Raw genomic sequence first — 24,546 nt, 5'->3', positions numbered from 1 at the left:
CTGTTCTTATAACTCTCGGTGATTTGACAAATAAAGACGTCAAGCGACCATCGGCGTGAGCTTGAAACGCCCCGCGGATGGGAGTACCGTCTGCGCCTTAGAAGGGCACCTCTGGTGAACGCGCGTGTAGGGCAAATGCCCGAAAGCGGTGCGACAGAGAGGCTAGAAAGCGAATCCAGTAGTCAGCGCCGGGCCAAAAATCCCCGCCTGCTACGCCAACCTAATTCTGGCGCCGTTTGCCCACATGCCAAAAACCAGTGCCACGCTGCTGATAATCGATGATGACGAAGTAGTGCGCGCGAGCCTCGCCGCCTATTTGGAAGACAGTGGTTTCAGCGTCTTGCAGGCCAGCAATGGTCAGCAGGGTCTTCAGGTATTCGAGCAAGACAAGCCCGACTTGGTCATCTGCGATCTGCGCATGCCGCAGATGGGCGGACTCGAACTCATTCGCCAGGTAACCGAATTGTCACCGCAAACCCCGGTGATCGTGGTGTCGGGTGCCGGCGTGATGAATGACGCGGTCGAAGCCCTGCGCCTGGGTGCGGCGGACTACCTGATCAAGCCTCTCGAAGATCTGGCTGTGCTCGAGCACTCTGTGCGCCGGGCACTGGATCGTGCGCGCCTGCTGCTGGAGAACCAGCGCTACCGCGAGAAGCTGGAGAAGGCCAATCGCGAGCTCGAAGCCAGCCTGAACCTGCTTCAGGAGGACCAGAACGCCGGTCGCCAGGTGCAGATGAACATGCTGCCTGTCAGCCCCTGGACCATCAACGAGTTCCAGTTTGCTCACCAGATCATCCCGTCGCTGTACTTGTCGGGAGATTTCGTTGACTACTTCCGGGTCGACGAGCGCCGGGTCGCCTTTTACCTGGCGGACGTTTCCGGTCACGGCGCCTCCTCAGCCTTCGTCACCGTGCTGTTGAAGTTCATGACAACGCGCTTGCTGTTCGAATCCAAGCGCAGCGGCACCCTGCCGGAATTCAAGCCTTCAGAGGTTCTTGGTCATATCAACCGGGGCCTGATCAGTTGTAAGCTGGGTAAACACGTCACAATGGTCGGTGGAGTCATCGACGAGGAGACCGGTTTGTTGACCTATAGCATCGGCGGTCATTTGCCGTTGCCAGTGTTGTACACGCCAGACAGTGTTCGTTATCTGCAAGGGCGTGGTCTGCCGGTGGGCCTCTTCAACGAAGCCACCTACGAAGACCACGTGCTGGAACTGCCACCGACGTTCAGCCTGACGCTGATGTCTGATGGCATTCTGGATCTTTTGCCAGAACCCACACTCAAAGAGAAAGAAGCGGCGTTGCCCCAACGGGTCAAGGCTGCGGGCGGCACCCTGGATGGGCTGCGGCAGGTTTTTGGATTGGCCACGCTAGGGGAGATGCCGGATGATATCGCCCTGTTGGTGTTGAGCAGGAATCTTTGATGAGTACCGGTAGAATCCAGTTCGCCGAGCAGGATGGCACCTTCGTCCTGAAGTTCGTCGGTGAAGTTCGCCTGACCTTGTGTTCGGCGTTGGATGCGACTATTGAGCGGATCTTCAACGCGTTGAATTTCAATTCGATCGTGATCGATCTGACCGAAACCCGCAGCATCGACAGCACTACACTTGGCCTGCTGGCCAAGCTGTCGATCCTGTCACGGCAGAAGGTTGGCCTGCTGCCGACCGTCGTCACCACCCACGAAGACATCACGCGGCTGCTGCAGTCCATGGGCTTTGAGCAGGTGTTCAACATCGTTGACAAGCCGGTGCCGTGCCCGGAATGCCTGGACGACCTGCCAGACCAGGATCAGTCCGAAGAAGTGGTGCGGATCAAGGTGCTTGAAGCGCACAAGATCCTCATGGGCCTGAACGACACCAATCGTGAAGCCTTCCATGACCTGGTGAATGCGCTCGAACGCCATTGATCCCCTGTAGGCGCGAGCTTGCTCGCGATGGCGTCCTGACAGTCACATACAAAAAAGGGCGAACCCACCAAGGTTCGCCCTTTTTGCATTACACCCGCTCAGATCACAGCTTGGCCTGCAACAACGCCTCGAGCTTCTCCTGATCTCGCGCGAACTGACGAATGCCTTCAGCGAGTTTCTCGGTCGCCATCGCATCTTCGTTGGACAGCCAGCGGAACTGCGATTCGTTTAGGCTCAGGCGCGATTCACCTGCATGGCCAGGTGCCAGTTTGCGCTCCAGCTTGCCGGTATCCGCGGCCAGCTTGTCGATGAGGTCCGGGCTGATGGTCAGGCGGTCACAGCCAGCCAGTTGCTCGATCTGACCCAGGTTGCGGAAGCTCGCCCCCATGACCACGGTTTTGTAGTCATTGGCCTTGTAGTAGTTGTAGATGCGCGTCACCGACTGCACGCCCGGATCATCCGCACCGGTGTAGTCGTTGCCGTTCGCTTTCTTGTACCAGTCGTAGATACGGCCCACGAACGGCGAAATCAGGAACACCCCGGCGTCGGCACAGGCGGCGGCCTGGGCAAAGGAGAAAAGCAGGGTCAGGTTGGTCTGGATGCCTTCCTTTTCCAGGATCTCGGCAGCGCGGATGCCTTCCCAGGTGGACGCGATTTTGATCAGCACGCGGTCGCGGCCAATACCGGCCTTGTCGTACAGCTCGATCAGGCGATGCGCACGTTTGAGCATGGCATCGGTGTCGAACGACAGGCGTGCATCCACTTCGGTGGAAATGCGGCCCGGAATCACTTTCAGGATTTCTTGCCCCACGGCCACGCCAAAACGGTCGCTGGCCAGGCCCACATCGCCCTTGCAGTCATGGACGCAGGCGTTCAGCAGCTCGGCATACGCAGGAATGGCCGCGGCCTTGAGCAGCAGGGAAGGGTTGGTGGTGGCGTCCACGGGTTTAACGCGAGCGATAGCCTCGAAGTCGCCGGTGTCGGCAACCACGGTTGTCATTTGTTTGAGTTGTTCCAGCTTGGAAGTCATGGGCGTGCTCTGTCCTATGGGTCTGATGACATTACCCGAGCGCTGACAGCCACTCAAGGGCGTGTACGTGTATCAATGCCCCCTGTGGCAACAACCTGAAAACAGGTGTTTGAAAGGTGGGGGGGCGGTATCGATAAATAGGATGCCAGGCGGGCTCACAGGTTCAACTCATCTGACGGTTATCGCCTTGCAATCAGATCACCTGACACCTGAATCTTCTGATAACGCTCACTGTGTCCTGGGTGTAACACCGCTAAATTTTTGAATTCTATATAGTTTGGTTGCGCCCTCAGTGATTGTTATAAAAAGTCAACTAAGTTGTCGCGAAGGCAATCTTGTTGTTGGTAGGGTGTTATCTAATAAGGTGTGATCGTTAGAATACGTCAAATATATAAAGCGAATAAAGTGTAGTGTGATAATAGAAAGTGTTTGCATGGTGGAAATGACTTCACAAAGTGAAGAGGTATATGTTTTTGGATGCGTTTGATGATCTGATGCTCGGCTACGCATTAAAAAAGTTGACCAACGTGTTTGAAGAGATCGTGGAAGTTTCGAAAAGCCCCTCTTCGGACAAGGCAACAGGCGTACAGGATATCAAGCAGACTAAAACTGCAAAAAAACTACATGTCTGGCTGGGACGTCTGAGGGTTAACACTCCTTATCAAGTGACGCATGTTCTGATCGATCAGATGCACGCCTCTCGAAAACTCAACCGCGACCTGCGCTTTGCGGCACAGGCTGCCTTGCTGGACGCGCTGGTAGAGGACGGACTGGCAATGCACATCGCGAGTTATTCGGTGCTTGTCGTAGAGAACCGTCTGAAGTGCTTTTCGGATCGATGAGCGCTGTATCTACTGAACACGCGCCCAGTGTCCATTACACTGGAAAATTGCATCAGATGTGAGGAAGTAGGTTGGAGTCAAAACTGTACATCGCACAATACGCCGGCATCACAGTCATGCTTCCAGCGGCCATGGTCGTCGCGGGTTGGTTATGGTGCACGGCATCCAGAAAACTCGCCCTCTTATGGCTAGGCGTTCTGTTCGTAGCCTATTTCGTTGTAGGTCTCAGCAAAGTGCTTTTCAAGGGCTGGGGAATCGGCCTGGAAAGCCTGGATATCGCGGTCATCAGTGGTCACGCAATGAACGCCTGCCTGGTGTCGACCGTTGTACTGAGTTTACTGTTGCGCCAACTGGATCATCGCCTTCGATGGCTGGCGCTGGGAGCGGGGCTGCTTTCGACCTGGTGGTTCAGCATCCAGTATGTCGGTCAGACGATTCATCCTCTGCCGGAAGCGATTGCCGGGGCGGTTGTGGGATCAGCCGCGGCGTGCGTCTTTCTTTTCAGACTGGAGAGAAGGGAAGTCCGCAAAATTCCTTTGCCGGCCCTGGCGCTGGGGCTAGCGGTGATTCTACTGAGTACGAGTATTCCCAAGTACACCGCCGAGGGGGTCTTGAACTCACTGGCAGTGACTCTATCGGGGGCAGAAAAGGCTTTTATGCAGCCTCATTGGCGAACTTCTGGCGGGCCGTCACGGTTATAGCGATTGGCTTGATGTTGAGTCCCGGCAAGAGGGTGGGCTAGGACTCGATACTGCTTTTCTCATCAATCCGGGCCAGCAACTCCGCAGTTTTCAACTGCATCAGTGCAACATCACCACGACTTTCAACGTTCAGCACGATTTCTGAATCGGTCTGCGAGAGGTGGATCTTGAAGCGCCATTCAGTGAACGTCAGGCTTAGGCCGCAGCTCTCGTCTACGTCCAGCGCTTTACTGGCGTACAACGAATGAAGATGCGTCAGTACGGCAGTCGGATTACTGACTGCACATCGAATGTCCCCGGAGGAGGGGAAAAGCCCGATGCGTTCCACCAGTAATCTGGGTTGAGGGGAGGTAGAGGCGGGTACTCTTTCGTACGTCCGCAACCAGGCCATCAATCCACTGTTGCCCTCGGTGAACTCCTGCCCCAAAACCATATTGCCCGGTGCAAAAGGGTCCAGCGATTTATAGACAGAGTCGATCGGTGATCTGGAAGCGTTCATATTGGTCTGCCTTGCAAAAGGTTTATGGCCGCTCAGAAACGCGGCACCCAAGAGCTGAAAATTACCGGTTACAGGCCTTTCTTATACAAATTCTCATAACAGAAATTGGTCGCGTCGATATAACCTTCCGCTCCGCCGCAGTCAAAGCGGTGACCTTCGAACTTGTATGCCAGGACACAACCGCTTTGTGCCTGCTTCATCAACGCGTCAGTGATCTGGATCTCACCGCCCTTGCCGGGCTCGGTATCGGCAATCAAGTCAAAGATATCGGCCGTCAGAATGTAACGACCAATAATGGCCAGATTGGACGGGGCATCTTCCGGTTTAGGCTTTTCAACCATGCTGTTAACCCGGTAAATACCTTCGCGAATCTGCTCGCCAGCGATGATGCCGTACTTGTGCGTCTGGTCGTTGGGTACTTCCTGAATGGCCACGATCGAGCAACGGAACTGCTTATAGAGCGTGATCATCTGCGACAGCACACCATCGCCTTCCAGGTTCAAACACAAGTCGTCGGCCAGTACCACTGCAAACGGCTCATCACCAATCAACGGACGGCCAGAGAGAATGGCGTGCCCAAGCCCCTTCATCTCCACCTGACGGGTGTAAGAGAAGGTGCAGGTATCCATCAACTCGCGGGTACCGTTGAGATAGTTCTCCTTGTCGGTACCACGAATCTGATGCTCCAGCTCGTAGCTGATATCGAAATGGTCTTCCAGCGCCCGCTTGCCGCGCCCGGTGACGATCGCCATGTGCTGCAGGCCGGCATCCCGTGCTTCCTCAACACCGTACTGGATCAGCGGCTTGTTGACGATCGGCAGCATTTCCTTCGGCATCGACTTGGTGGCGGGCAGAAAGCGCGTGCCATAGCCAGCTGCAGGGAATAGACATTTACGGATCATAGAAGCGTCCTTTTTTCCAATGTATAAGAGAAGTCGTCATTTACTGCGGAGAGCACTAAGATGCCCCCGCCAATAGGTAGAGCCTCCAAATTCTCACTTTGCTCACGGACGAAGCCGTGGTCTTAAGTGTCCGGGAGCTCAGCGGACTGTTTGACTGGATGCTTACATCGCCACTCAATCAAGCCGATCAGGATCCCCGTCAGCAGACAGCCCAAGGCGATCCAGCGCGCCTTGACCCACAGGAAGACCAACTGGCAACTAAAAGACAACGCGAAAAAACCTACAAAGTGATGCAGTTTGTCTTCCTGGGTAAAGGCTTCGGGAATCGGTTGCGCTCGCAAAGCGGCTGTCAGCAAGACCCCACTAACACTGATGAAAAACAGAGTGCGTATCCAGAGGGGAAGTTGTGTGACACCCAGGAACAACGAACTCATTCGGTGATTTTCTCAAAGTTCTTATAGAACGCATCTTTGTCGCGGCCATTGGTCATTGTGTACAGCGAATATTGGCGGTTAAGACGCGCGCCACCATCGCGGGTCAGCGGCGCCCAGACCAGGTTGGCGCGACGCATCGTGGAAACGCTCATCAGCTCGTCGAAGGGGACCGAGATATAGATACCTTTGTCGAAGCTACCCTCGCCGAACTCTTCTGACGAGGCTGTGGTGCGGGTGACCCAGCCACCGAACTTCACGCCGTTAGTGAACTCATGCGACAGATCGATCGTGGCACCCCAATCGCGCGCCAGGTAACGTCCAACACTGACCGCCGCCTGCAAGTCGAACGGCAGTTCGGTATAGGTCGTGATGTGACCGGTCGTGGTGTTGTAATCGCGCAGACCAAAACCTTGGTCAAAGTCACGCTGGCGTACAAAGTTCAAATCAGCACCCACGGCCCAACGCTCGCCCATGGGGCGGTACAGCAATTCACCTCCGACCCCGGCGAACATTGATTCCAGATAACCGCCATACACCATGCCATACAAGTCTTGATCCAATTGCTTGGCATGGTTGAGCTGAAATGTCGGCATTGTTACATCAGAGGTGATGACGTACTTACGCAAGTCAGTCCGCACTCGGGGCAGATTGCTCGGCGCGTCGTACGTGAACTTATCAAAGTTGTTCAGGAGATTGGTGCTTATGACCCCGCTCGTCCACGTGTTGCGGGTAAAGCGGTATTCTGCGTCCAAATCAGCGGTCAACTGGTACAGCAAACCGTCGGGACCGCCAATGTTTTGCTTGTAACCCAAGCCGATACCATAGGTAAAAGGTTCGGGTGCCTGGGTGTACAGCGTGTTTTCAATGTGTGGCGTGGCCCGGTTCAATTCGGTGGTGCGGTGCAGGTCAGTAAGGTCTTGCTGGTTGTTCACCACTTCCCGAAAGGTTTCGCGCGGCACACTGGTTTGTTCCACGGGCATGTCGTAACGCTTGTTCACCATCGTGAACCAGTCGATGTCGTCATTCGCACTGTTGTCCAGAATCCGGCTGGCCCGGCCCACACCTTTGGCCGAGTAGAAATAGCGCGACTGCTCGCCATACACAATCAACTCGGAATCGCGTTGAGCAATACGTTCGACCTTGTAACCGGCGTTGTTTTCCAGTCGTTTGGAAACCCCCGCCCAGTCGACCTGTTCGAGCGGCGCAGTTGGCGCGTGAGTCGGCAGCGCTTCGACAGCGGGGTCGTAGCGCTTGGCCGGCGCCTTGCGGCTGGCGAAGTTGGTATGAAAAGTGATGCCGAACAGCGCGGTGTTGCCGCGCTCCCAACCGGCGGTCAGATCGATAGAGTCACTTAGCTTGAAGACTGCCCCGATGTTGATGGGCGAGTCCTGCTCCTGGTTATTGTTTTGCGGTTCGTGTTTGTAGTCGTTACCGTCGAACTCGAGTTTCAAGCTCAAGGGCGACCAGGGTGTCTGATAGGACACGCCGCCAAACAACGCGGGCGAGCCGCGAAAATACGAGTTGGTATTGACGTCGCCCGTACCCGAGTTTACCGGCCGTGTATCAAAACGCTCGTCGATGTGCCCCAGCGGGTTCTCGAGGTCCCCACGGTTACCGATGTAGCCCCAGGCAATCCCCAGGCTGAAATCCAGATTGTAGTAACGTTTGTTCGCCACAAAGTATTCGCTGGAAAACAGGCCGGTGCCCCCAATATCCCGAAAACCGAGCGCGACCTCGGGTAACCAGTGGCTTTCTTGCCAGAGGCGGGCTTTGGCATCGACCGCCTTGTCTTTATAGCTCTGGTCGCCACTTAATGACTCGGGCCCGTATTTACGGTTGCTGATGGAGGTATAACGGAAACTACCTTCCAGCCAATCAAGGGGCTGTATTGAAATGCTATAGCGCGAATAAGGGTCTGTCCGGTTGGCGTTCAAGCTGAATTCGCCGGCGGGTGCCATCCGTGCGGTAGGGGTTTGCAACAAACCCACACCACCGAAATCATTCTGGGTAAAACGCGGCTCTCCATGAGCCAAGCTGAAGGGCAATAACACTACAGCGGCAAAACGTAACTTCAAGGGGCCACCTCGGGCAGCGGTTGGGTGGCGAGAAACTGAGCAAGCTGCTCGTTCAGATCGGGGGTAGGCAGATCCGGATCATCATTTCGCACGGGTACCAGAATGGTGCTGCCGGCGGCGGCAATCACCCCGTCTTTACGGTTCCAGGCGGCAATGCCGATCTGCTGGACCTGGCCATCGGGCTGAATCAACCACAGGTAATCGGCATCTGCGTCGGTCACCGGCAGACAGCTTTTGAGATACTCATGGGCTGGTTGCAGGGCGCGATAAGGCAGCGTGCAGGGCTGTTCAACTGCGCCCAGAACAGTGACCGTCGTCGGGCGTAGAGGGTAAATCAGCTGGTCGCCGTCACTGAGCGAGTAATTGCGGGCGAACGCAACCTCCAGCGCCACGGGGTCGAGCACCGCAACTTTTCGGCCGGTGACGGGCAGTCGGCTGACCTCTTCAAACAGACGCGCAGCCAAGGCCGCAAGGCTGCTTTTTTCTCCAAGCAAGGCCCCACGTTGAAGCAATTTCAGATCGAATAGCACGCCGGCCTTAAGGCGGGTTTGCTGTTCCAGCAGTGGCTGGTGCAGCCAGGCGGCGGCCAACCAGTAACTTTCTGCGTTCGGGCGTGCCTCGCTGACGGCATCGAGCAAGCGCGTGCCTGGCACGAACGTGAAGGATCCCGCGTTCAGTACATCACCCGTGACCGTGACAGCGGCCTGAGTCATCGTAGAACTTGCCAGCAACAGGCAAGCCGACAGCGTTTTTGAATATCTCACCGAGCCGTCTCCCGGTCAGGGCGCAATTGCACAATCTTCAAGAAAAGTCCCGGCGTGAGATGTTGTTCGCTCTGCAGGATCAAGCCATCGTCAGGCCTGATCCAAAAACGGTTGGTGGCCTTGAATCCCAGCTCGGGGATGTCGACGCGTTCATCTATGCGCTGCAACGCATAGTCCTTGTCCAGGATGGTGACGGTTTCGATGCCCTGTCGACTGAAACGACTGTTAACAGCCAGTCCGACCCGCGGCCCCTGATAGACATCAATCCAGCGGGTACTGCTGTAACCGTCGGGCAATTGCTGCAAGCCACGCTTGAACGGCGACTCACCGTCGAAGCGCGTGCCATCGAGATTGATGCTCAGGCCGACAGTGCGCACGACCAGACCATCGCGCATCAACAACACTTGCTTGCCGGAGGCGACCCAGAACTCCAGATCGTCCTGCTGGCGAAGCTTCGCCAGCACACCTTCGCTGACGTCCGTGGTGACCTTGATCTGCGCATAGGGCACGGCCTCCACTTGCGCTGCGGTCACTTGCAGCGGCTGGACGCCCAGTGTGGCGGCTTTAAAGGTATCCAGGGACGCCTGCATCAACGGATTGCAGCCACACAGCAGTAAACCCACCGCCAGGCATGAGCTGTTACGCAAAGTTTTCAAAGCGGCTCAAACCTTATCGACTGCTGGCTTCACTGAGATTGTTTTGAGCCGCTGCTCCGGTACCCAGGATAGTGGCCGAGGGCAGCAACTGGCTGATCAAGCGGTTCCAGCGGGTCACGCCTGCAGGGCCGACGTAGACGATGTCCTGGGGTTGCAGATCGAAGCGGGTGGCGAGAGCAAACGCGGTAGGCGATTCGGCGTCCAGCTGGAAGACTTTTGCTGGCTCGGTTTCAAGATTCTCGGCGCCTCGAATGACATACAGCGCATTGCCGTTGGACGTGGTCTGGTTCAGTCCCCCGACCGTTCCGATCGCATCCGCCAGATTCATCCGGTTGATTTTGTACGTGAGTGCCCGTGGCTGGTTGACCTCACCCATGATGTAGATCTTTTTCCGGTCGTTGTAGGGCAGGTACAACTGATCGCCGTCTTTTAAATAGACGTTGTGCAACTGCGAGCCCTTGCTGTTAAGCGAGTCCAGGTCGAGTGGATACTCACGTCCGTCCCGGGTCAGTGTCAGACCGGCAAGGTCGGCAGTCAACGGATCGACAGTCGCAATACCCATGGCTTCGACGACAGTGAGTGGCGACGTGGTTATGGGTTGTTGACCGGCTTTTAAAATGGCACCGGAAATAACGACTTTTTGACTGGCAAACCGCAAAACACTCAAGTCAACCTGGGGGCTGTCGACAAATTGCGTCAGGCGCTCGGCAATAAAACCGCGTAGCTCCTCGATGGTTTTACCTGCGGCATGAATATTGCCGATATAGGGGTAAAACAAGGTGCCGTCCGGCCGTACCAAGCGACCGTTCGCATCAATTTGCTGTTGCGCACCTGATGGTGCGGTCAACTCAGGATGGTCCCACACCGTGATGTACAACACATCATTGGCGCCAATCCGGTAAGCCCCCGGCTTGAACGCCAACAACTCGGCTGGCAACGAGGCTTGCACTTTTGTCGCCGCGTTCTGGGCAATCAGTTTGGGCGTTATCGGAATCAACTCGATCCGACTGCTTTCCGGTGAGCCATCACGGCCGACCTGACTGGTATCCAAGTGTTGACCGGGTGAGAACATACAGCCTTGCAGGGCTACGCCTGCAAGCACAGCGAGCGACAAACTACGAATCATGATTGAGGACACTTGTGGAGGGAACACATCAGAGCTGAACCACCCGGATTGCTCCGGGTGGTGGAAGGCTATCGACCTCGCGGTACGCTTAGCGAGTACCGGTGGTGCCGGTAGTACCAGTAGTGCCGGTAGTGCCGCCGCCATTGCTGCTGCCACCACTGGATGACAGCGCAGCGGCTCCAGCTACAACGACGGCGCCGAGGCCGAGAGTGGCCTCTGTGGACAAGCTGCCCACGAGAGGGGTGGACTGATTCAAAGAAGCGTTGTTTGCAGGTGTGCCCGGAGCGGAAGACGCTGCAGGGGGCTCAGCGGCTAGAGCGGAGGCACTTAAAGACAGCAATAGAGCGGAAGCAAGTAGTTTGGTCATAGTAGATTCCTTTTTGATGCATCGTCGGTATTGGCGGTGAAACTAAAAAACGAGCGAGCAAGGCCAAAAACGCTGAGCGTCCATTAACGTTAAGGATAGTATTGATTCGAACTCGTTGAGAGTGGACCTTTGGGTCATTCCTCAGTGAGGTTTATCCTGCAATTATTGCCTTAAGAATACCTGTGTAGGAGGCTCGACAGGTCTGACGTTTTCTAACGTGCCCACTGTTTATAACAATTGTTGTCGGGTATATGGTGCAGGTGTCATGGTTCGCGCCTGATCACCACGCCATGCGAGAGATGCTACTGGCTATAGCCTTGCGGGTTAGAGGCTTGCCGGTGCCAAGTATCGGCCATCATTTCCTGCAAACTACCCTTGGCCCTCCAGTCGAATTCATGGGCGGCATTTTTCGGGGCAGCCTAGCACTGGGGAATATCCCGCAGGGTGACGTTCAACCACTTGATGAGACACTGCTCGGCCCCCAGCTTGCTCAACGGTCCGAATCATTTCCAGCACGCTGAACTGATACCCAGATTCAGATGTTCACCCTTGTTGTTTGGATGGCTGTCGGTAGCGCACTCATATGTCCGTAGGCCAAATCCCTGACACCGCGGCGGCACAACCAGTACATCGGCCGACAGGTGTTAGGAATCAATGACCTCGGGGCCAACCCAGCGGTGATATAGGGGATAACCATATCACCGATATTGCAAGTTGGCTTGGGAGTTAATATATTTTAAGCTTAAATTTTATTAGCCGCATGTTTATGCTTCGTTTGTTTCAAGCTTTTTGGATGTCGGACTATTGTTATAAATGTTTAAGACAGCAGTGCACATAATTTCAGATTTGAATTTTGCCTCGTAACGCTCATAAGAATTGCGCCCCAGTTTGCTCCACGTTGAGCGAGGTATTCTTTTCAAAAGAGCCACGAGTTCACGGGAAGAACCTGGTTCAAACAAAAATCCGGTTACCCCTTCCGCTACAACTTCCGGAAGCGAGCAGCATCGGCTAGCAACGACGGGCAGGCCATAACTGTGGGCTTCTGCCGCCACCAAACCGAATGACTCCCACCTGCTGGGCATGATCAACACATCAGCGTTACTAAAATAACCAGCTAAATCAGAGGGGTGTAGCCATCCAACGTAGTTAATGTTATTCAGTTTTTTTGGCGGAGGGCCACCCTGTACAGTGTCTCCTACTGCAGTGAGGCGAAAGGGGTGTCCCTCAAGCAGGGCCATTGCGTCCACCAAAGTATCAAATCCTTTGGCATGGTCGAATCTACCTACGTAAAGTAGGTTCACAACGTCGCGGTCGAAATGATTAATAGCCTGAACTGGTTGAGGCGGTTCGACACAGTTATTTACGATGATTATCTTTTCTTTCGAAAACCCTTGGGAAAGCGCTGCCTCTTGTTCAAATTTACTAACGCATATGACCGTGTCAGTGATCTTGAGGAGTAGTCGCTCAATTAATGCGAATGCTCTTTTTTTAGCGTTTCCACCATCCATTATGAACGCCCATCCGTGAGGGCAATAAATAATTTTTGGTCTATAAAAAGGTAGCATGAAAAACAATATGAGTCGTCCGCAAAGCCCAGCGAACGTGCTATGGAGATGAACAATATCAGGTCTGCGTGTATGCAGGGTTATAGAAAGAGCGACTATGAATTTAAGCAGTGACGGAATGTTTCGGCCGGTCGAGTTGTAGGTCTCGATATTCTTTAGCGGAACACTAATCAACTCGACAGCTTGTGTTTTCGGCACAAGGCAGGTGGATTCGAGCCCCGAACTTATCTGGGAAAGCATAAGCTGTCTTGCTATGGTCGCAACGCCACCCTTTATCGTTTCCGCAACATGTAAAACTTTCATATGGTCTCGCATCAAGAGGCAAGTATTGAATTTTAGTCGGAAGTGTATTTTTGACTAGCAAGCTCTTTCGGTTGCAATATTTATTGCTCTCCTGCGTCGGATCGGATTTGTAATAAATATCCGAGAGAGTGATGAAATAATTAACGCTAATTCCCTCAGGCTTGAATTTTCGATCAACGTGCATTTACTGGAGAAACCCGACTCTCGAGTCTTGCGGTGCTCGTAGTGGGAAATGTTTACCGTACACCGCCTGGATGAACGACATGGCGCGCCCGATGAATTGGACAACCTTCTTCATTCGCGCCGAACTATCGCGAAAGTTCGTCCCGCCATGAAGGCGGTACAACGCCTTGATATGTTTGGCCAGGAAAAACGTGTACGCCAGGCAAAGGCCGACTTTGGCAAAGGCACTGTGTGCAAAGATCACGATGGGCCGTATCTGTCGGACAGCCGACGCCAGTTTGACCGCTAGCAAGAAGGTTCCGAACACACTTCGCCCGCACTCATGAGTAATCACATTGACGGAGATGACCTGGGCTTTGTGAGCTTCGGGGATTGGATAGGAAAACCCACAACTCAAGGCCTCGCGCTTGAGCCCCGGTATATTCAGGTAACTGGCGATGCCCCCTTTTGCCGTCTCGGCGACGTTTAACAAGCGGCGCGTTCTATTCATGCTCGTGCCCCGTCCATAGCGTGGTTGGCCGGTGCCCTGGGCACTGCGTAAAGACAGAAGGCGTAGGCCGTCATGTGCCTGAGGAACGACCCTAGGTCCGGTTCGAAAAAGGTCTGGATCAGGAAGTTAGCCATTAGCAAGGCCATCAGCGGATGGCTGTAATTTTTGTTTCTGACCATGAGTACGATCACGCTCCACAGCACCATGGAGAGCAGGAGTTCCTGGGGCCGAAAAGAGAACGCCGGTGCAAACAAAAACCGCACGGCGCCGTACAGCGAATTGGGCAACGCGGTGACAATGCCATTGGGCGTCAACAGGTTCGAGAAAATAGTTTTCGAATCACTAAGGCCTTCTCGACTGGTATTGACGGTATCCCGGGCCAGTTGCAACTGCGTCCAGACGTCCCCAGGCAGCACTAGGCAGGCCACCAGCGCCAGACACAACAAGGTCGTACGCAAGCGTCCATGTGCGGAAAAGAAACAGGTCAAAAACACCATGCCCACAGCAATGAACGCGTAGTAGAACCTGAAAAAGTAGGCATACAGCAGGTACAACGAAGCCACGAAAACCACCTTGAACACTTTGCTTCGGCCTGAGAGGCAAGCCAGGCAACAGCTGAGGTTCATGACGATCACGATCGCCTCTTTCGAGAGCTTCAAATTGAACAAGGTGAACGGCACCATGTACAACAACGTGAAGCCGACCAGTTCGTAGCGCTGGGAGCGGAACGACATCAGCAGCACTACGCTGATAACGCCGACCAGCAGGAATACTTGCGATCCGTCGTCCCCTAAGTTGCTGAACACCCAGGCGGTGCTGACGAACGAGTCGGTCTGGGCACTACCCAGGTCGACGTAATTTATCAAGTTGCTGATGGTGCCGGCATCGGTAAAGAAGTGTTTGGGCAACAACACGTCCTGAAACATATAGATCGCAAGCACAAACGACATCAACAATAGGCACAGCAACAGCCGTGCCCCCAGAGTTACATCCTGACGGTTATCCATTATTGATCATTACGCCAAGTGACTTTCGACTTCGTCCATCAACTCATGAATCAACGCTGAGCCAGGGCTCGTCATGCTGAAATTCAGGTGTTTATCGATCAACTCGACGGTCTGTTCGGCCGTTGGGAGTACCGTGTCAATAAACAGGTGCTCGCGGTTGATCGACTTGAAAAACGAATGAAGCTTGGTATCCCAGCGCAGGCCAATAGACGTGATACCCAGCGAGTAGGCAATAATATTGGCGTGCAACCGGTGCGCCACGATCAGGTCGTAACGGTTGATAGTGTTCACCAGATCACTGGGCGTTTTCGGTTTGTCTTCACACACGTCGACCAATGGTCTACACGCGTTGTAAATTTCGTCCTTCAGGAACTCGTCTTCGCTCGCGCCGTTTGTAAACAGTGAGACGTGATACCCCTTCCGATCGAGCAACTCGACCAGGCTTTTGAAGTAACTGCGGGTATGCTCTTGGAAAGGCTTGCCGAGTCGCCCTTGCACATCGAGCCCCTTGGGATTGGAAATACAAATGCCGATCCTTTTGTGCTGATCGCAAGGCACGCTTTCAACTCTATAGCACTGCTTGGAATTGACCCCAGGGTCCGGAACGACCTTGACGTCGAGGTTTGGGTTGATCAATCGGATGAAATTCTGCCTGGACTCTTCGTCGCGCACCGAGATCGACTGTGGATTGAAGTTCTTTAGCGCCCGTCGAAACAGTAGTTTTCCCAGAGGACTCAGCGTGGGTGATACGCCGACAAACGCGATCACGGTTCTCAAAGCTGGCAATTGCTTGGCGATCAACGACAGAAAATACAATTTAAGCGGGAAGTTGAGCTCTTCATCGAGAAACAGTTGTCCACCGCCTACGGTCAGCAAATCAGCCTCGGCCAGTTTGGATCGCCAGGATTTACGCCACACCCATTGGTATTTCAGATAGAAAAATAACGCCAGCAAAGGTTTGCGGCCGACGGCCGGAATAGCGTGGAGCATCCTGAATTTAAGATCCGAGGAAGTCGCGCCCGTTTCGAAATCATCCCGCCCGGCAATGTCCAAAGGTGACACCTTCGCGGCCTTCTCAGTGCTGTTGTACAAGTTCTTGATGTTTTCAAAAATGATTCCGTCGCCTAGGTTCTGACTGAACGGAACCCCTCCAATCACGATATTCATGCGCGCTCCTGAGTAGAATGAAAGCGGGTCAACAAAGCCGTCAGCAGCACGGCTAGCACGATGATTGCCGCCGTCAGGTTGACCCCTAGCAACATCGCGCCAGTGGTCAAGGTGTAGTGGTGGTCGATTAAGTGAATGGTGAAGCCGGCAAGGCCGACCAGCATGGCCAGCAGCACGTAATGGTTGAATCCGGATGACTTGAGAATGGTACGGCCAGACTGGATGACGGCAAGGCTGACTGGCAGGATCGCCAGCTGCGACAACCCGATGCCGCTGAACGCTTCGCCGAAGATCAAAGCCGGAATGCGATCGCCCCCCAAAAACAACAGCCCGCCATACACTGCGCTTGCCCCTACACCCAGCAATGCCAACTGCGCGCATTGCCGGTAGTAGGCACCGTTGTCCTCAGCCCGCAGTTTCATCAGCCTTGGCAGGTAGTGATTGGACAGAGCAATACCAAAGTATTGAGCTGGCAGGATCAAGGTCATGACAATGCGAAAAAAGGCCGAGCCAGCAGTGTCACCGGAAGCCAGCAGGAAGATCACCATGCCATGGGTCATCGTCCACAACACAATTTGGGCGGCGCTGTTGCTGATGCTGAATCCAACCCAGTCGCGGGGCTCGATGACGTATCGTTTCCCAGTGCCTAGGCGTCGCCAGAAAAACAACGCAGGAGCGCCGAGGCACAGGGCAATCAGGGCAACGATCAAGTCGAGCGAGGCGCTCTCGAGGGGCAGCAGCGTGGACAGCACGGCCACTTGCAACAGGGGCGGAACCAGCAGGCCGGACGTCTTGCGATTGAGAATGGCCAAGCTGCGCAAGGACCAGTACATGATAAACGCCATGAAGAAGAACGGCATCAGGACGACAGTCAATGGGCGGCCCGTGGTGATCGCGAAGTAGCCCGTGGCAACTATCGCGAGCGCAACTACCGGATACAGTATATTCAACAGGCTGCGCGGTTCGAGCGACTGCCCGCGCCGGCCAAACATCAGTAGGATATCGGCGGCGGTGCTGGCATGAATGATGCTGAGCAGAATCACCGACGAATACAGTGCAGAGAACAAAGCGAAGTCATTGAGGTTCAGTGCGCGTGCGGCAATGACTTGGGTGAGGAAGAAACCACCCGTATAGGCGCCCTGTTCCGCTAATGTCCCAAGTATCTTTTTCATATGTGTCCTGGAAGTGTGAATCTTATATTGCACGTGCAGTAACGAGCGGCCTTAAAACTCAGGCGCGCTCGGCTTTAATTAATGGCAGCGCACTAATTAAACACTTTCTGACTTATATTCGTAATTGTAATAACCGTAATCGGCATAGCCATATTTTGCCGAGGCGCGCTTTTCAACGCCATTAAAAATGGCGCCTTTCAATTCAATGCCATTTTGAGCAAAGCGGCGCATGGTTAATTCAATTTCACGAACTGGGTTAAGTGCAAAGCGCGTCACAATCAAACTTGTACCCGACTGGCGGCCGACAATCGCCGCATCCGTCACCGCCAGCAGCGGTGGAGTATCAAGAATCACCAGATCGTACTGGGCGCTGACTTGGTCCAGAAAGGTGCTGAAGTTCGCGTGCATTAACAGTTCTGAAGGGTTGGGCGGTATTTGTCCGCGACCGATAACGTCAAGGTGCTCGAATTCAGTTTTATTGATCGCAGTTGCCAGGTCGCAGCGCTTGACGAGTAAATCAGAAAGCCCGTTTTCAGCGGGAGTTCCAAATACCTTATGCAAATACCCTTTGCGCATATCCACGTCGATCAGCAATACACGCTGGCCGGTCTGAGCGATCACTGCTGCGAGGTTGGCGGAAACGAACGTTTTACCTACCTTAGGGCTCGGGCCGGAGATCATCAGGCGATTATTGCCGGCTTCGAGCATGGCGAAGTGCAGACTGGTGCGCAGACTGCGCAAACCTTCTATGGCCAGGTCGGTGGGGTGACTGCTTGCCAGTATGGGGGCGACCTTGTTGGCGCGGCCTCGGCCGTTCCGGAGGATTTTGCTTTCTTCACCTTTTTGCAGTGTGCTGAAAGGAATCGATGCGTACACCGGCAACCCCAGCTGTTCAATTTGCTCCGGATTTTCCACGCCGCGGTTAAGGGCTTTGCGAAAAAGCACCAATGCAGTAGCCAAGAAAGCCCCGAGCAGGGTGGCAATGAGTACGATCAGGACTTTTTTGGGTTTGACGGGCTTGCGCAGATCCACATCGGCTGTATCGATCAAGCGCGCGTTACCCACGGTGCCGGCACGCATTACATCCAGTTCCTGGGATTTATTCAGGAGCTGGGTATAAATTTCGGTGCTGACTTTTACATCGCGGGTGAGGCTAAGCAGTTCTTGCTGTGTTGAAGGCAGACCCTCGACTTTTTTGGCCAAGCCGTCCTGCTTCGCTGTCAGTTCACCTAATTGGCTGAGCAAGGCCCGATAGGCGGGATGCTGGCGGGTAAACTTGCGATCCATTTCCGCTTGCTGCAATTTCAGTTCGGAGATGCTGGTATCAAGCGCCACGATCTGATCGAGAATGGCTTTGGCTTCAAGACTGATATCGATGGATTTACTACGAATTTGATACTTGTTCAGGGCGTTTTCGGCTTTCTCCAGATCTTTCCGGACCTGAGGCAGTTGATCTTTTAGAAACTCCAAGCTTTGAGCGGCTTCGGCCGATGTCCGCTCGACATTTTGCCGTACATAGAGCTTTGCGATTTCATTGAGGATTTGAATGGCTTCAGCCGGTTCCTCGCTTTCAAGAGCCATTCCGATCATACCGGATTCTTTACCGCGCTCTGATACTTCCAGTACCTTTTGGTACTTCAAAATACTGGTCAGGCGTGGGTCACGCACAATGCTGAACGTTGTACCAGGATTCGCCTGCAACACTTCGACTTGCAGTTTAATGCCGTCCTGATCATAGGCTTGACCCACTTGGCCTTCGATCAGGACATTGTTGTCTTCATCCAGCAAAGTGAAGTGGCCACTTTCACCGCTGATGAGGGTTAATTCCTGACCCAAAAACTCTTGTGGGAGTTCGAGCTGAAATATTTTCAGGGTTTCGCCACCCCAGGCAAAACTGTTCATGCCAAGTAATGGCTTTGCGACCGTATTAACCGTGTCTGGTTTGAACCGACGAGCAATAAAGTCGCCGATCACCGGAAACCGGTTCGGCTCGACAGTAATATCGAGCGATAGATTGTCGACAACCTTGCCGACGATGGCGCGCGATTTGATTAATTCAATTTCTGTGGCTGAAGGTGACTCTTTACCCAACATGCTGTTGATGTCGGAGAAGCCGAGCATGTCATTTTTTTTGGCCTCCACCTGTATCAAGGCAGTTGCCTCGTAAACAGGAGTGGCCAACACCGCATACGCCGTACCAGCGGCCATAGAGGCAGCAGTTATCCCGGCAATCAACCATTTATGATCGACCAGTGTCCCGAGTAGGCCCATCAAGTCGATATCATCATCGTCATGTGAGGTTAATGCTGGAGTTTGCTGCATAAGTGAGTTCTTTTTAACAGGTATCGAGGAATGGTTTAGCGTGCGAGACGCGTTGCCCAGGCGGTTACTGCTTCTTCAATCAACGCGTATGCATGCACAAAAGCAGGTTTGCCTTGACGGTAGGGATCGCTGATTTCGCGGTTGTTCTGCCACTTGCCCAGCAAGAAGACTTTTCCACGCGCTTCAGGCGCGATCTTGAGAACGCGGTCTATATGCGACTGCTCCATCACCAAGATCAGGTCCGATTCGCTAATGGCGGCAGGGGTCAGTTGATTGGCCTTGTGCTCTTGTGGCGGATGGCCGTGTTCTTCCAGTACGATCCGGGCGGTGGGTTCGATCGGGTGGTCTTGTAGCGCGCCAAGACCCGCGGAGCTGACTTCGATGTCGGACCGGACCAGTGCTTCTCGCAACAAGTGCTCTGCAGTGGGGCTTCGGCAAATGTTGCCAATGCAAACGATTAGAATCTTATTAAACAAGGCAACCTCCCTGGAAATTCCACACTTGCGGTGATGGTGCAATTGGAAAGACTGAAATTCTGTTTTTCTTTAACGGCACTTTTTTGACGACTTGCAGCTATTGGGTATATGCCTCTTTCCGTGAGGAGTTACCGTGCTGGATCAGCTTTCTCACTGCGAAGACTCTGGTCTGCTGAAATTTGGACTTCGAGCGTGCTTGACAGTTGCTATGCTAAAAATCATAACTGCCAACCCATGACAACATCAACCATTAAATGCTATGCGACCAGTGATTACCAAGTTGCAAAAAAATATCCACGAATAAAGGCAGATATTAAATAACATTCCCGGTTTTTATCGGACGAATTATAACATTTTCGGTTTTTTTTGTGTTGTTCTGTATTGGGGTGTGTTAGGCGTTGTGAGGTGTGGTTTGATGAGAAGTGTAAGGGAGTTACTTTGGATAAAGCGTTCTCTAGCATTCGGTTATTGCCAAAAGATTTCGCGTTTTTTAAAGGGCGAAGTTTCCATGATCGGCCAATTCCGTTTTTCAGGTGCGTTTCCATCCTCAGGAAAAATCCGTCGCAAGGTCGTGGAGAAAGCCACGGAGCTACTTGACCACATAAGCGCAGAAGGGGTTGATTGTGTTGCTTCGGCTGTTCGAACGACCCTGCCTGGGAGTCTCACTGCTAGCGCATGATATTTGGTTCAATGCAAGGCGAGCCAGGACGAGCGTGCAGAGATCAATCTGGTTAACCAGGGATATAGCTGCTTTCGCTCTACGGACCGGCGCGAGCGTGATTTACAGGAGGGGGGGGAGCTGCGAGTGTTGCTCCTGATGACGCTGCTGCAGTGTGAGCAAACGATTAGCATGCCCTTGTTGGTATCAGTAAGCATTGAGGCGGCGCATTGCTCACTTGTAATCATCGGAATCTTCCTTGCGCTGTTGCGGCAAACTCCAGTGTTGTCGCGTCCTTACTGAATCGCCTACTCAGGACTTCGAGGCCTTGCCGCCGTGGGGGAGTGTGGCTTGTCCGCGAATAACAATGGCGCGTAAATGAAAAGTCGCCGTGTTCTCTTCGCGGGCGAACCCAGCTCCCCACGGGGTGGTTGTCGCTCAGGTTTCTTAAGTTGCCGGTGCTAGTTTAACGCCGCCTGATGCTGCGGGTGCGCCCTCAATAAATGTCTTTTGACAGCAAGGTGAACGGCGTCTTCACCAGGATTTTCACATCCAGCCACAACGACCAGTTATTGATGTACTTGAGGTCGATCTCGACGCGCTTCTGCATCTTGTCGATGGTGTCGGTCTCGCCGCGGCAACCGTTGATTTGAGCCAGCCCGGTGATTCCCGGTTTGATTCGGTGGCGAGCCATGTAGGCGAGAATCTTGCCGGAGTAGTAGTTGTTGTGCGCAACGGCATGAGGGCGAGGTCCGACCAGCGCCATATGACCTTGCAATACATTGAACAGCTGCGGCAGCTCGTCAATGGAAGTGCGACGGATAAAGCGCCCGATCGGGGTAATTCGCGAGTCGTTACGACTGGCTTGCTTCACCTCGTGATCGTCGTGAACGCGCATGGACCGAAACTTCCAGACTTTGATGACCTTTCCGTTCCACCCGTGGCGGTCCTGTTTGAAAAATACCGGACCATGGGAGGTGAATTTGACGGCCAGGCCAATGATCAACAGTAACGGGCTTAGAGCGATAATGGCCATCAGAGCCACGCTTTTATCGAACAGGCTTTTACTCAATGCGGCAGTGGGTTGGCTGGAAAGCGGGCATTCAATCAAGTGGATTGCCGGCATGCCATCCACATCACTGACCGAGTGATTGAGCAGCGTCAGGCTGTTCAAGTCCGGGACCCAGACAACATCGACGTGGGCATCCAGCAAGTCGACATACATTTCTTCGATTTGTACCGCTTCGCTCAGGGGGAGCGTGATGTACAGACGTCGGATGTCATGAGTCTTGATCAGTTCGAGCAGTTCCTCTTGCGGGCCTACTACCGGTGGTGCGCCGGTCTCCAGCAAAGGAGTGGTGTCGGAGCTTACCAGGCCGACCAATGGGAAGTGCTCGAGGGCACGAAGCTTGTTAGCCAATCCCAGTGCCAGTTCGCCAGTACCCACAATCAGCGTTCTGCGCTCAACTTGAAGCGCCCGTTGGTAGTACTTCGAAAAACCATGCAGTGGGACGTACAACAGCGCCTGCCCGAGGTAGCTGCAGATAGCCCATGTCAGAATGATCTGACGAGAAAACAGTTCGTTGGCCTTACAGAGGAAGGCGACAATAGCCAGTGCTGCCAGTGTCATTGACCAGCCCATCAGAAGTCTTACCAGACCCTCCAGGTAATTGTCCTTCTTGGCGTAGACGCCACACCAGGAATAGGCGGGAACCGATGCAAGTACAGTAAGGGTTGCACATACTCGATAATAGAACTCAACCGTACCCGTCTTGTAATAAACCAGTATTAACAATAGGGCAACAACAAAGCCCAGGCCAAGAGCCCACTGTCCCCAGAAGGTCAGTCCTTTGAGAGTGGTATTTCGATTGATACGAAGATTGTTAACCATACGTTATCCCCAAAATACGTCCATTCGCGTTTCGACAGACAAAAGCCAAAATTAATGCAGTAAGAGTTATTGTTCAGATTAGATGGCGGAGCATTGATGACCGAAGCGCCAAGAGGGCGGCGCCGTCATCAATGGATAGATTAAATTATTAGGGAGAGCACTGTCTGACGACTTTTAACGAGTGGGCGGTGGATATGGTTGATATATCTGGGTGAGAGCGGCGTTAGAAATAGTCTGGGTTCAACTTTATTAACGCGGCTTTTTAGAGGAGGCGGGTGGATAGGGGGAGATAAATTGGCGTGCTTTTTTATTGTTGTATTGCACTGCCGGGGCGAACGCCTGAATGGTTCAGGCTGATTTTTTTACGCGTACGATTTTTTGTATCAGGCAGTACCCACGATTCCTTACTGCACGGAAAAGACGTTCGCCGTTACTGGCGTTTTTAAACTTATCCTGTAGTCGGCTCAGGCACATTTCGAGACCCCGATAGTGTTCAGGCTCTCTGCCGATGCTGCGGATAAGATCGTCCTTGCTGACCACGCGATCTTCATGGTGCAGCATTTTTTTCAGCAGCGTGGCCTCCAGGCCAGTCAAGGCAATCTCCACGCCATCTTTGGTCAGCGCGCCGTTGCCATCGCTCAGTCGCCAGGTTTCAGTCAGTGGCGCGTGCGGTTTGGTCGACAGTGAGACGCATTCCCTGGTGTCATCTCTGGCGTTGTCCGCAGTTGATGTGAAGTGAGTAAATTTTGTTACGGATTGGACAGCTTGCCATTCGGACTTGAACGTCGAAAGGATGCGCTGGGTATCATGCTTGATAACCGGAGGAACCATCTTGGCTACCTGCGGGGAAATAAATTCCATAAGCTTGGGGGCGGAAGTAGGTGGGGCAACACCTTCAAAAAACATCTTTGCTTGTGACGTACCGTAACTGTTATATCGCTTGCTGGTCAGTAATGCCTCAAGCTCTAGTTGTAGTGCGGGGTTATGAGTAACCACGACAAAGTATTTTCTAGGGAGGTTTGTGCTGCTATCCATGGCTCTCTCCTGATTTGCACATCTGGGTGTTGATTTAAAGGTTGTCGGCGGGGGAGTAATGGCTCCCTTGGAAGTAATCAAAGGGCAGCGCACGTGCCAGTATATGGCTGGCAGCGTGCTCGACTCTGTCTGCTATAAAGGAGACTTTTGTGTTGTGAGTGAGCATGGTCATGCGTTCGTGGAGGCGATTGAACAATTCTGGATTGCCGCTGAGCTTGAGACTCAAGTCTAGAGACGAAGTAGAGATCTTTATATAGTCGAATAGATTCAGGGTTGTAAAGATTTCGATGCTTTCATCGTCGATGTTGTAATCGTCGAGTGCGATTTCTATGCCGTGATCTTTCAATAGATACACGTTATGAAGGATTTTCTTTTTTTCTGCGAAGCTGACTGCCGAGAGGGGGAGTTCATTAAGCGCGATAACCAGTGTCTGGCCAAATTCGCGCAGAGCAGCGCCGGACTGAATCAACTCTTCCGTGAGAGCGGAGTTGGCGAGATCCGACTGTCTTACGCAAACAAACCTACGGCTTAAGTACTTGCTTCCGTTAGTGGTGTCACGATCTTTTAGCGAGAACGCAATCAGCCTGGTTTGCATCAGTACTTCACTGTAGATCCCACTCATCTGATGCGCCTCTGGCGCGCAGGGCGCGGAAGCAGAATCGTCAAAATGTATTCTGATCTCGCTGGCAAACGGGCAGTCATCCCGAGTGAGGATCAATTGTCGAGACAGGTAATGCTCTGCGTGATCGTAGAATCGCACGCTCCCTGTTGCGTTCATAAAACAGAAACTCCCTTCTACATTAAGAATCAGGTTGTCGAGATCAGACCCCTGATTAAACGATATCCATGCCCACGGATACTTTGAATGGCGTTGGTTCCATACATGCCTTTTATTTGGTTCTTCACGGAATCCTGGGAAACACAGAAACAAGAACGCCGATTTGTTTGATGATGTTCGTGCGAGCAAACACAT

22 protein-coding genes and 2 pseudogenes are annotated in these 24,546 nt (G+C 53.3%); 5 read left to right on the top strand and 19 right to left on the bottom strand.

The genetic code is table 11. The features are described from left to right. Positions 1–244 precede the first annotated feature (244 nt). Positions 245–1,426 carry a two-component system response regulator RssB gene (gene rssB / locus AC3WTM_RS08930; RefSeq protein WP_102668908.1) on the top strand — a complete coding sequence of 394 codons (1,182 nt, stop codon included), beginning with the start codon at positions 245–247 and terminating at the stop codon, positions 1,424–1,426. After that, on the top strand, positions 1,426–1,908 hold the full coding sequence (gene rssC, locus AC3WTM_RS08925) for an anti-sigma factor antagonist RssC (protein ID WP_102668907.1): 483 nt from the start codon (positions 1,426–1,428) through the stop codon (positions 1,906–1,908). The genes rssB and rssC overlap by 1 nt, the downstream gene beginning before the upstream one ends. Positions 1,909–2,011: 103 nt before the next feature. Here rssC and tal read toward each other — a convergent pair whose 3' ends face one another. Next, the gene (tal, locus tag AC3WTM_RS08920; RefSeq protein ID WP_102668906.1) at positions 2,012–2,938 is read right to left on the bottom strand and encodes a transaldolase; all 927 of its coding nucleotides are present in this window, start codon (positions 2,936–2,938) and stop codon (positions 2,012–2,014) included. Positions 2,939–3,411: 473 nt separating this feature from the next. Between tal and AC3WTM_RS08915 the strand changes: the two genes are divergently transcribed. Beyond that, positions 3,412–3,780 carry a hypothetical protein gene (locus AC3WTM_RS08915; RefSeq protein WP_102668999.1) on the top strand — a complete coding sequence of 123 codons (369 nt, stop codon included), beginning with the start codon at positions 3,412–3,414 and terminating at the stop codon, positions 3,778–3,780. Between the two features lie 71 nt (positions 3,781–3,851). After that, positions 3,852–4,481: a hypothetical protein gene (locus AC3WTM_RS08910; RefSeq protein ID WP_371918568.1), complete on the top strand. Its 630-nt coding sequence runs from the start codon at positions 3,852–3,854 to the stop codon at positions 4,479–4,481. A 37-nt stretch (positions 4,482–4,518) separates the two neighbouring features. On the opposite strand, the gene AC3WTM_RS08905 is transcribed toward AC3WTM_RS08910, so the two are convergent. The 14 genes from AC3WTM_RS08905 to AC3WTM_RS08840 form a co-directional block, all read right to left on the bottom strand. Further along, positions 4,519–4,980: a phosphohexomutase domain-containing protein gene (locus tag AC3WTM_RS08905; protein WP_256585980.1), complete on the bottom strand. Its 462-nt coding sequence runs from the start codon at positions 4,978–4,980 to the stop codon at positions 4,519–4,521. Between the two features lie 68 nt (positions 4,981–5,048). After that, positions 5,049–5,882, bottom strand: a complete 834-nt coding sequence (galU, locus tag AC3WTM_RS08900) for a UTP--glucose-1-phosphate uridylyltransferase GalU (protein WP_102668905.1) — start codon at positions 5,880–5,882, stop codon at positions 5,049–5,051. A 122-nt stretch (positions 5,883–6,004) separates the two neighbouring features. Then, on the bottom strand, positions 6,005–6,316 hold the full coding sequence (locus AC3WTM_RS08895; RefSeq protein ID WP_102668904.1) for a hypothetical protein: 312 nt from the start codon (positions 6,314–6,316) through the stop codon (positions 6,005–6,007). Then, a complete protein-coding gene (locus AC3WTM_RS08890; RefSeq protein WP_102668903.1) occupies positions 6,313–8,391 on the bottom strand; it encodes a YjbH domain-containing protein in 2,079 nt (692 codons plus the stop codon). The genes AC3WTM_RS08895 and AC3WTM_RS08890 overlap by 4 nt, the downstream gene beginning before the upstream one ends. Continuing rightward, positions 8,388–9,155 carry a capsule biosynthesis GfcC family protein gene (locus tag AC3WTM_RS08885; protein ID WP_371918569.1) on the bottom strand — a complete coding sequence of 256 codons (768 nt, stop codon included), beginning with the start codon at positions 9,153–9,155 and terminating at the stop codon, positions 8,388–8,390. The genes AC3WTM_RS08890 and AC3WTM_RS08885 overlap by 4 nt, the downstream gene beginning before the upstream one ends. After that, the gene (locus tag AC3WTM_RS08880) at positions 9,152–9,811 is read right to left on the bottom strand and encodes a YjbF family lipoprotein (protein ID WP_102668901.1); all 660 of its coding nucleotides are present in this window, start codon (positions 9,809–9,811) and stop codon (positions 9,152–9,154) included. The genes AC3WTM_RS08885 and AC3WTM_RS08880 overlap by 4 nt, the downstream gene beginning before the upstream one ends. A 13-nt stretch (positions 9,812–9,824) precedes the next feature. Beyond that, positions 9,825–10,937 (bottom strand): polysaccharide biosynthesis/export family protein, encoded by a 1,113-nt coding sequence (locus tag AC3WTM_RS08875; protein WP_173677890.1) that lies wholly within the window; start codon positions 10,935–10,937, stop codon positions 9,825–9,827. A gap of 1,131 nt (positions 10,938–12,068) precedes the next feature. After that, complete coding sequence (locus tag AC3WTM_RS08870) at positions 12,069–13,172, bottom strand: glycosyltransferase (RefSeq protein WP_158247439.1); 1,104 nt, start codon at positions 13,170–13,172, stop codon at positions 12,069–12,071. A gap of 184 nt (positions 13,173–13,356) precedes the next feature. Beyond that, positions 13,357–13,845, bottom strand: a complete 489-nt coding sequence (locus tag AC3WTM_RS08865; RefSeq protein WP_102668897.1) for a hypothetical protein — start codon at positions 13,843–13,845, stop codon at positions 13,357–13,359. Beyond that, positions 13,842–14,852 carry a hypothetical protein gene (locus AC3WTM_RS08860; RefSeq protein ID WP_102668896.1) on the bottom strand — a complete coding sequence of 337 codons (1,011 nt, stop codon included), beginning with the start codon at positions 14,850–14,852 and terminating at the stop codon, positions 13,842–13,844. The genes AC3WTM_RS08865 and AC3WTM_RS08860 overlap by 4 nt, the downstream gene beginning before the upstream one ends. Before the next feature lie 9 nt (positions 14,853–14,861). After that, on the bottom strand, positions 14,862–16,019 hold the full coding sequence (locus AC3WTM_RS08855; protein WP_158247438.1) for a polysaccharide pyruvyl transferase family protein: 1,158 nt from the start codon (positions 16,017–16,019) through the stop codon (positions 14,862–14,864). After that, positions 16,016–17,191, bottom strand: a complete 1,176-nt coding sequence (locus AC3WTM_RS08850; RefSeq protein WP_158247437.1) for a polysaccharide biosynthesis protein — start codon at positions 17,189–17,191, stop codon at positions 16,016–16,018. Before AC3WTM_RS08850 ends, AC3WTM_RS08855 begins: the two co-directional genes overlap by 4 nt. Before the next feature lie 96 nt (positions 17,192–17,287). Continuing rightward, entirely contained in the window at positions 17,288–19,513 is a 2,226-nt protein-coding gene (locus AC3WTM_RS08845) for a polysaccharide biosynthesis tyrosine autokinase (RefSeq protein WP_102668893.1), read from the bottom strand. A 35-nt stretch (positions 19,514–19,548) separates the two neighbouring features. Next, positions 19,549–19,989: a low molecular weight protein-tyrosine-phosphatase gene (locus tag AC3WTM_RS08840; RefSeq protein ID WP_102668892.1), complete on the bottom strand. Its 441-nt coding sequence runs from the start codon at positions 19,987–19,989 to the stop codon at positions 19,549–19,551. 682 nt (positions 19,990–20,671) lie between these two features. Between AC3WTM_RS08840 and AC3WTM_RS08835 the strand changes: the two are divergent. Then, positions 20,672–20,800 (top strand): annotated as a pseudogene (locus AC3WTM_RS08835) (transcription/translation regulatory transformer protein RfaH); the annotation flags it as partial. Positions 20,801–21,143: 343 nt separating this feature from the next. Here AC3WTM_RS08835 and AC3WTM_RS08830 read toward each other — a convergent pair. From AC3WTM_RS08830 to AC3WTM_RS08815, 4 genes and pseudogenes are all read right to left on the bottom strand, one after another. Next, complete coding sequence (locus tag AC3WTM_RS08830) at positions 21,144–22,538, bottom strand: undecaprenyl-phosphate glucose phosphotransferase (RefSeq protein ID WP_102668890.1); 1,395 nt, start codon at positions 22,536–22,538, stop codon at positions 21,144–21,146. 348 nt (positions 22,539–22,886) lie between these two features. Continuing rightward, a complete protein-coding gene (locus AC3WTM_RS08825) occupies positions 22,887–23,573 on the bottom strand; it encodes a winged helix-turn-helix domain-containing protein (RefSeq protein ID WP_102668889.1) in 687 nt (228 codons plus the stop codon). Positions 23,574–23,607: 34 nt separating this feature from the next. Next, positions 23,608–24,168 (bottom strand): EAL domain-containing protein, encoded by a 561-nt coding sequence (locus tag AC3WTM_RS08820; RefSeq protein ID WP_492587602.1) that lies wholly within the window; start codon positions 24,166–24,168, stop codon positions 23,608–23,610. Positions 24,169–24,380: 212 nt separating this feature from the next. Next, a pseudogene (locus tag AC3WTM_RS08815) lies at positions 24,381–24,467 on the bottom strand (winged helix family transcriptional regulator); the annotation flags it as partial. Positions 24,468–24,546 lie beyond the last annotated feature (79 nt).

It is taken from the genome of Pseudomonas sp. EU05-FHT14B02 (assembly GCF_058791055.1).
Note: the sequence above shows the minus strand (reverse complement) of the source record. Positions and strands in the feature narration are given on the sequence as shown.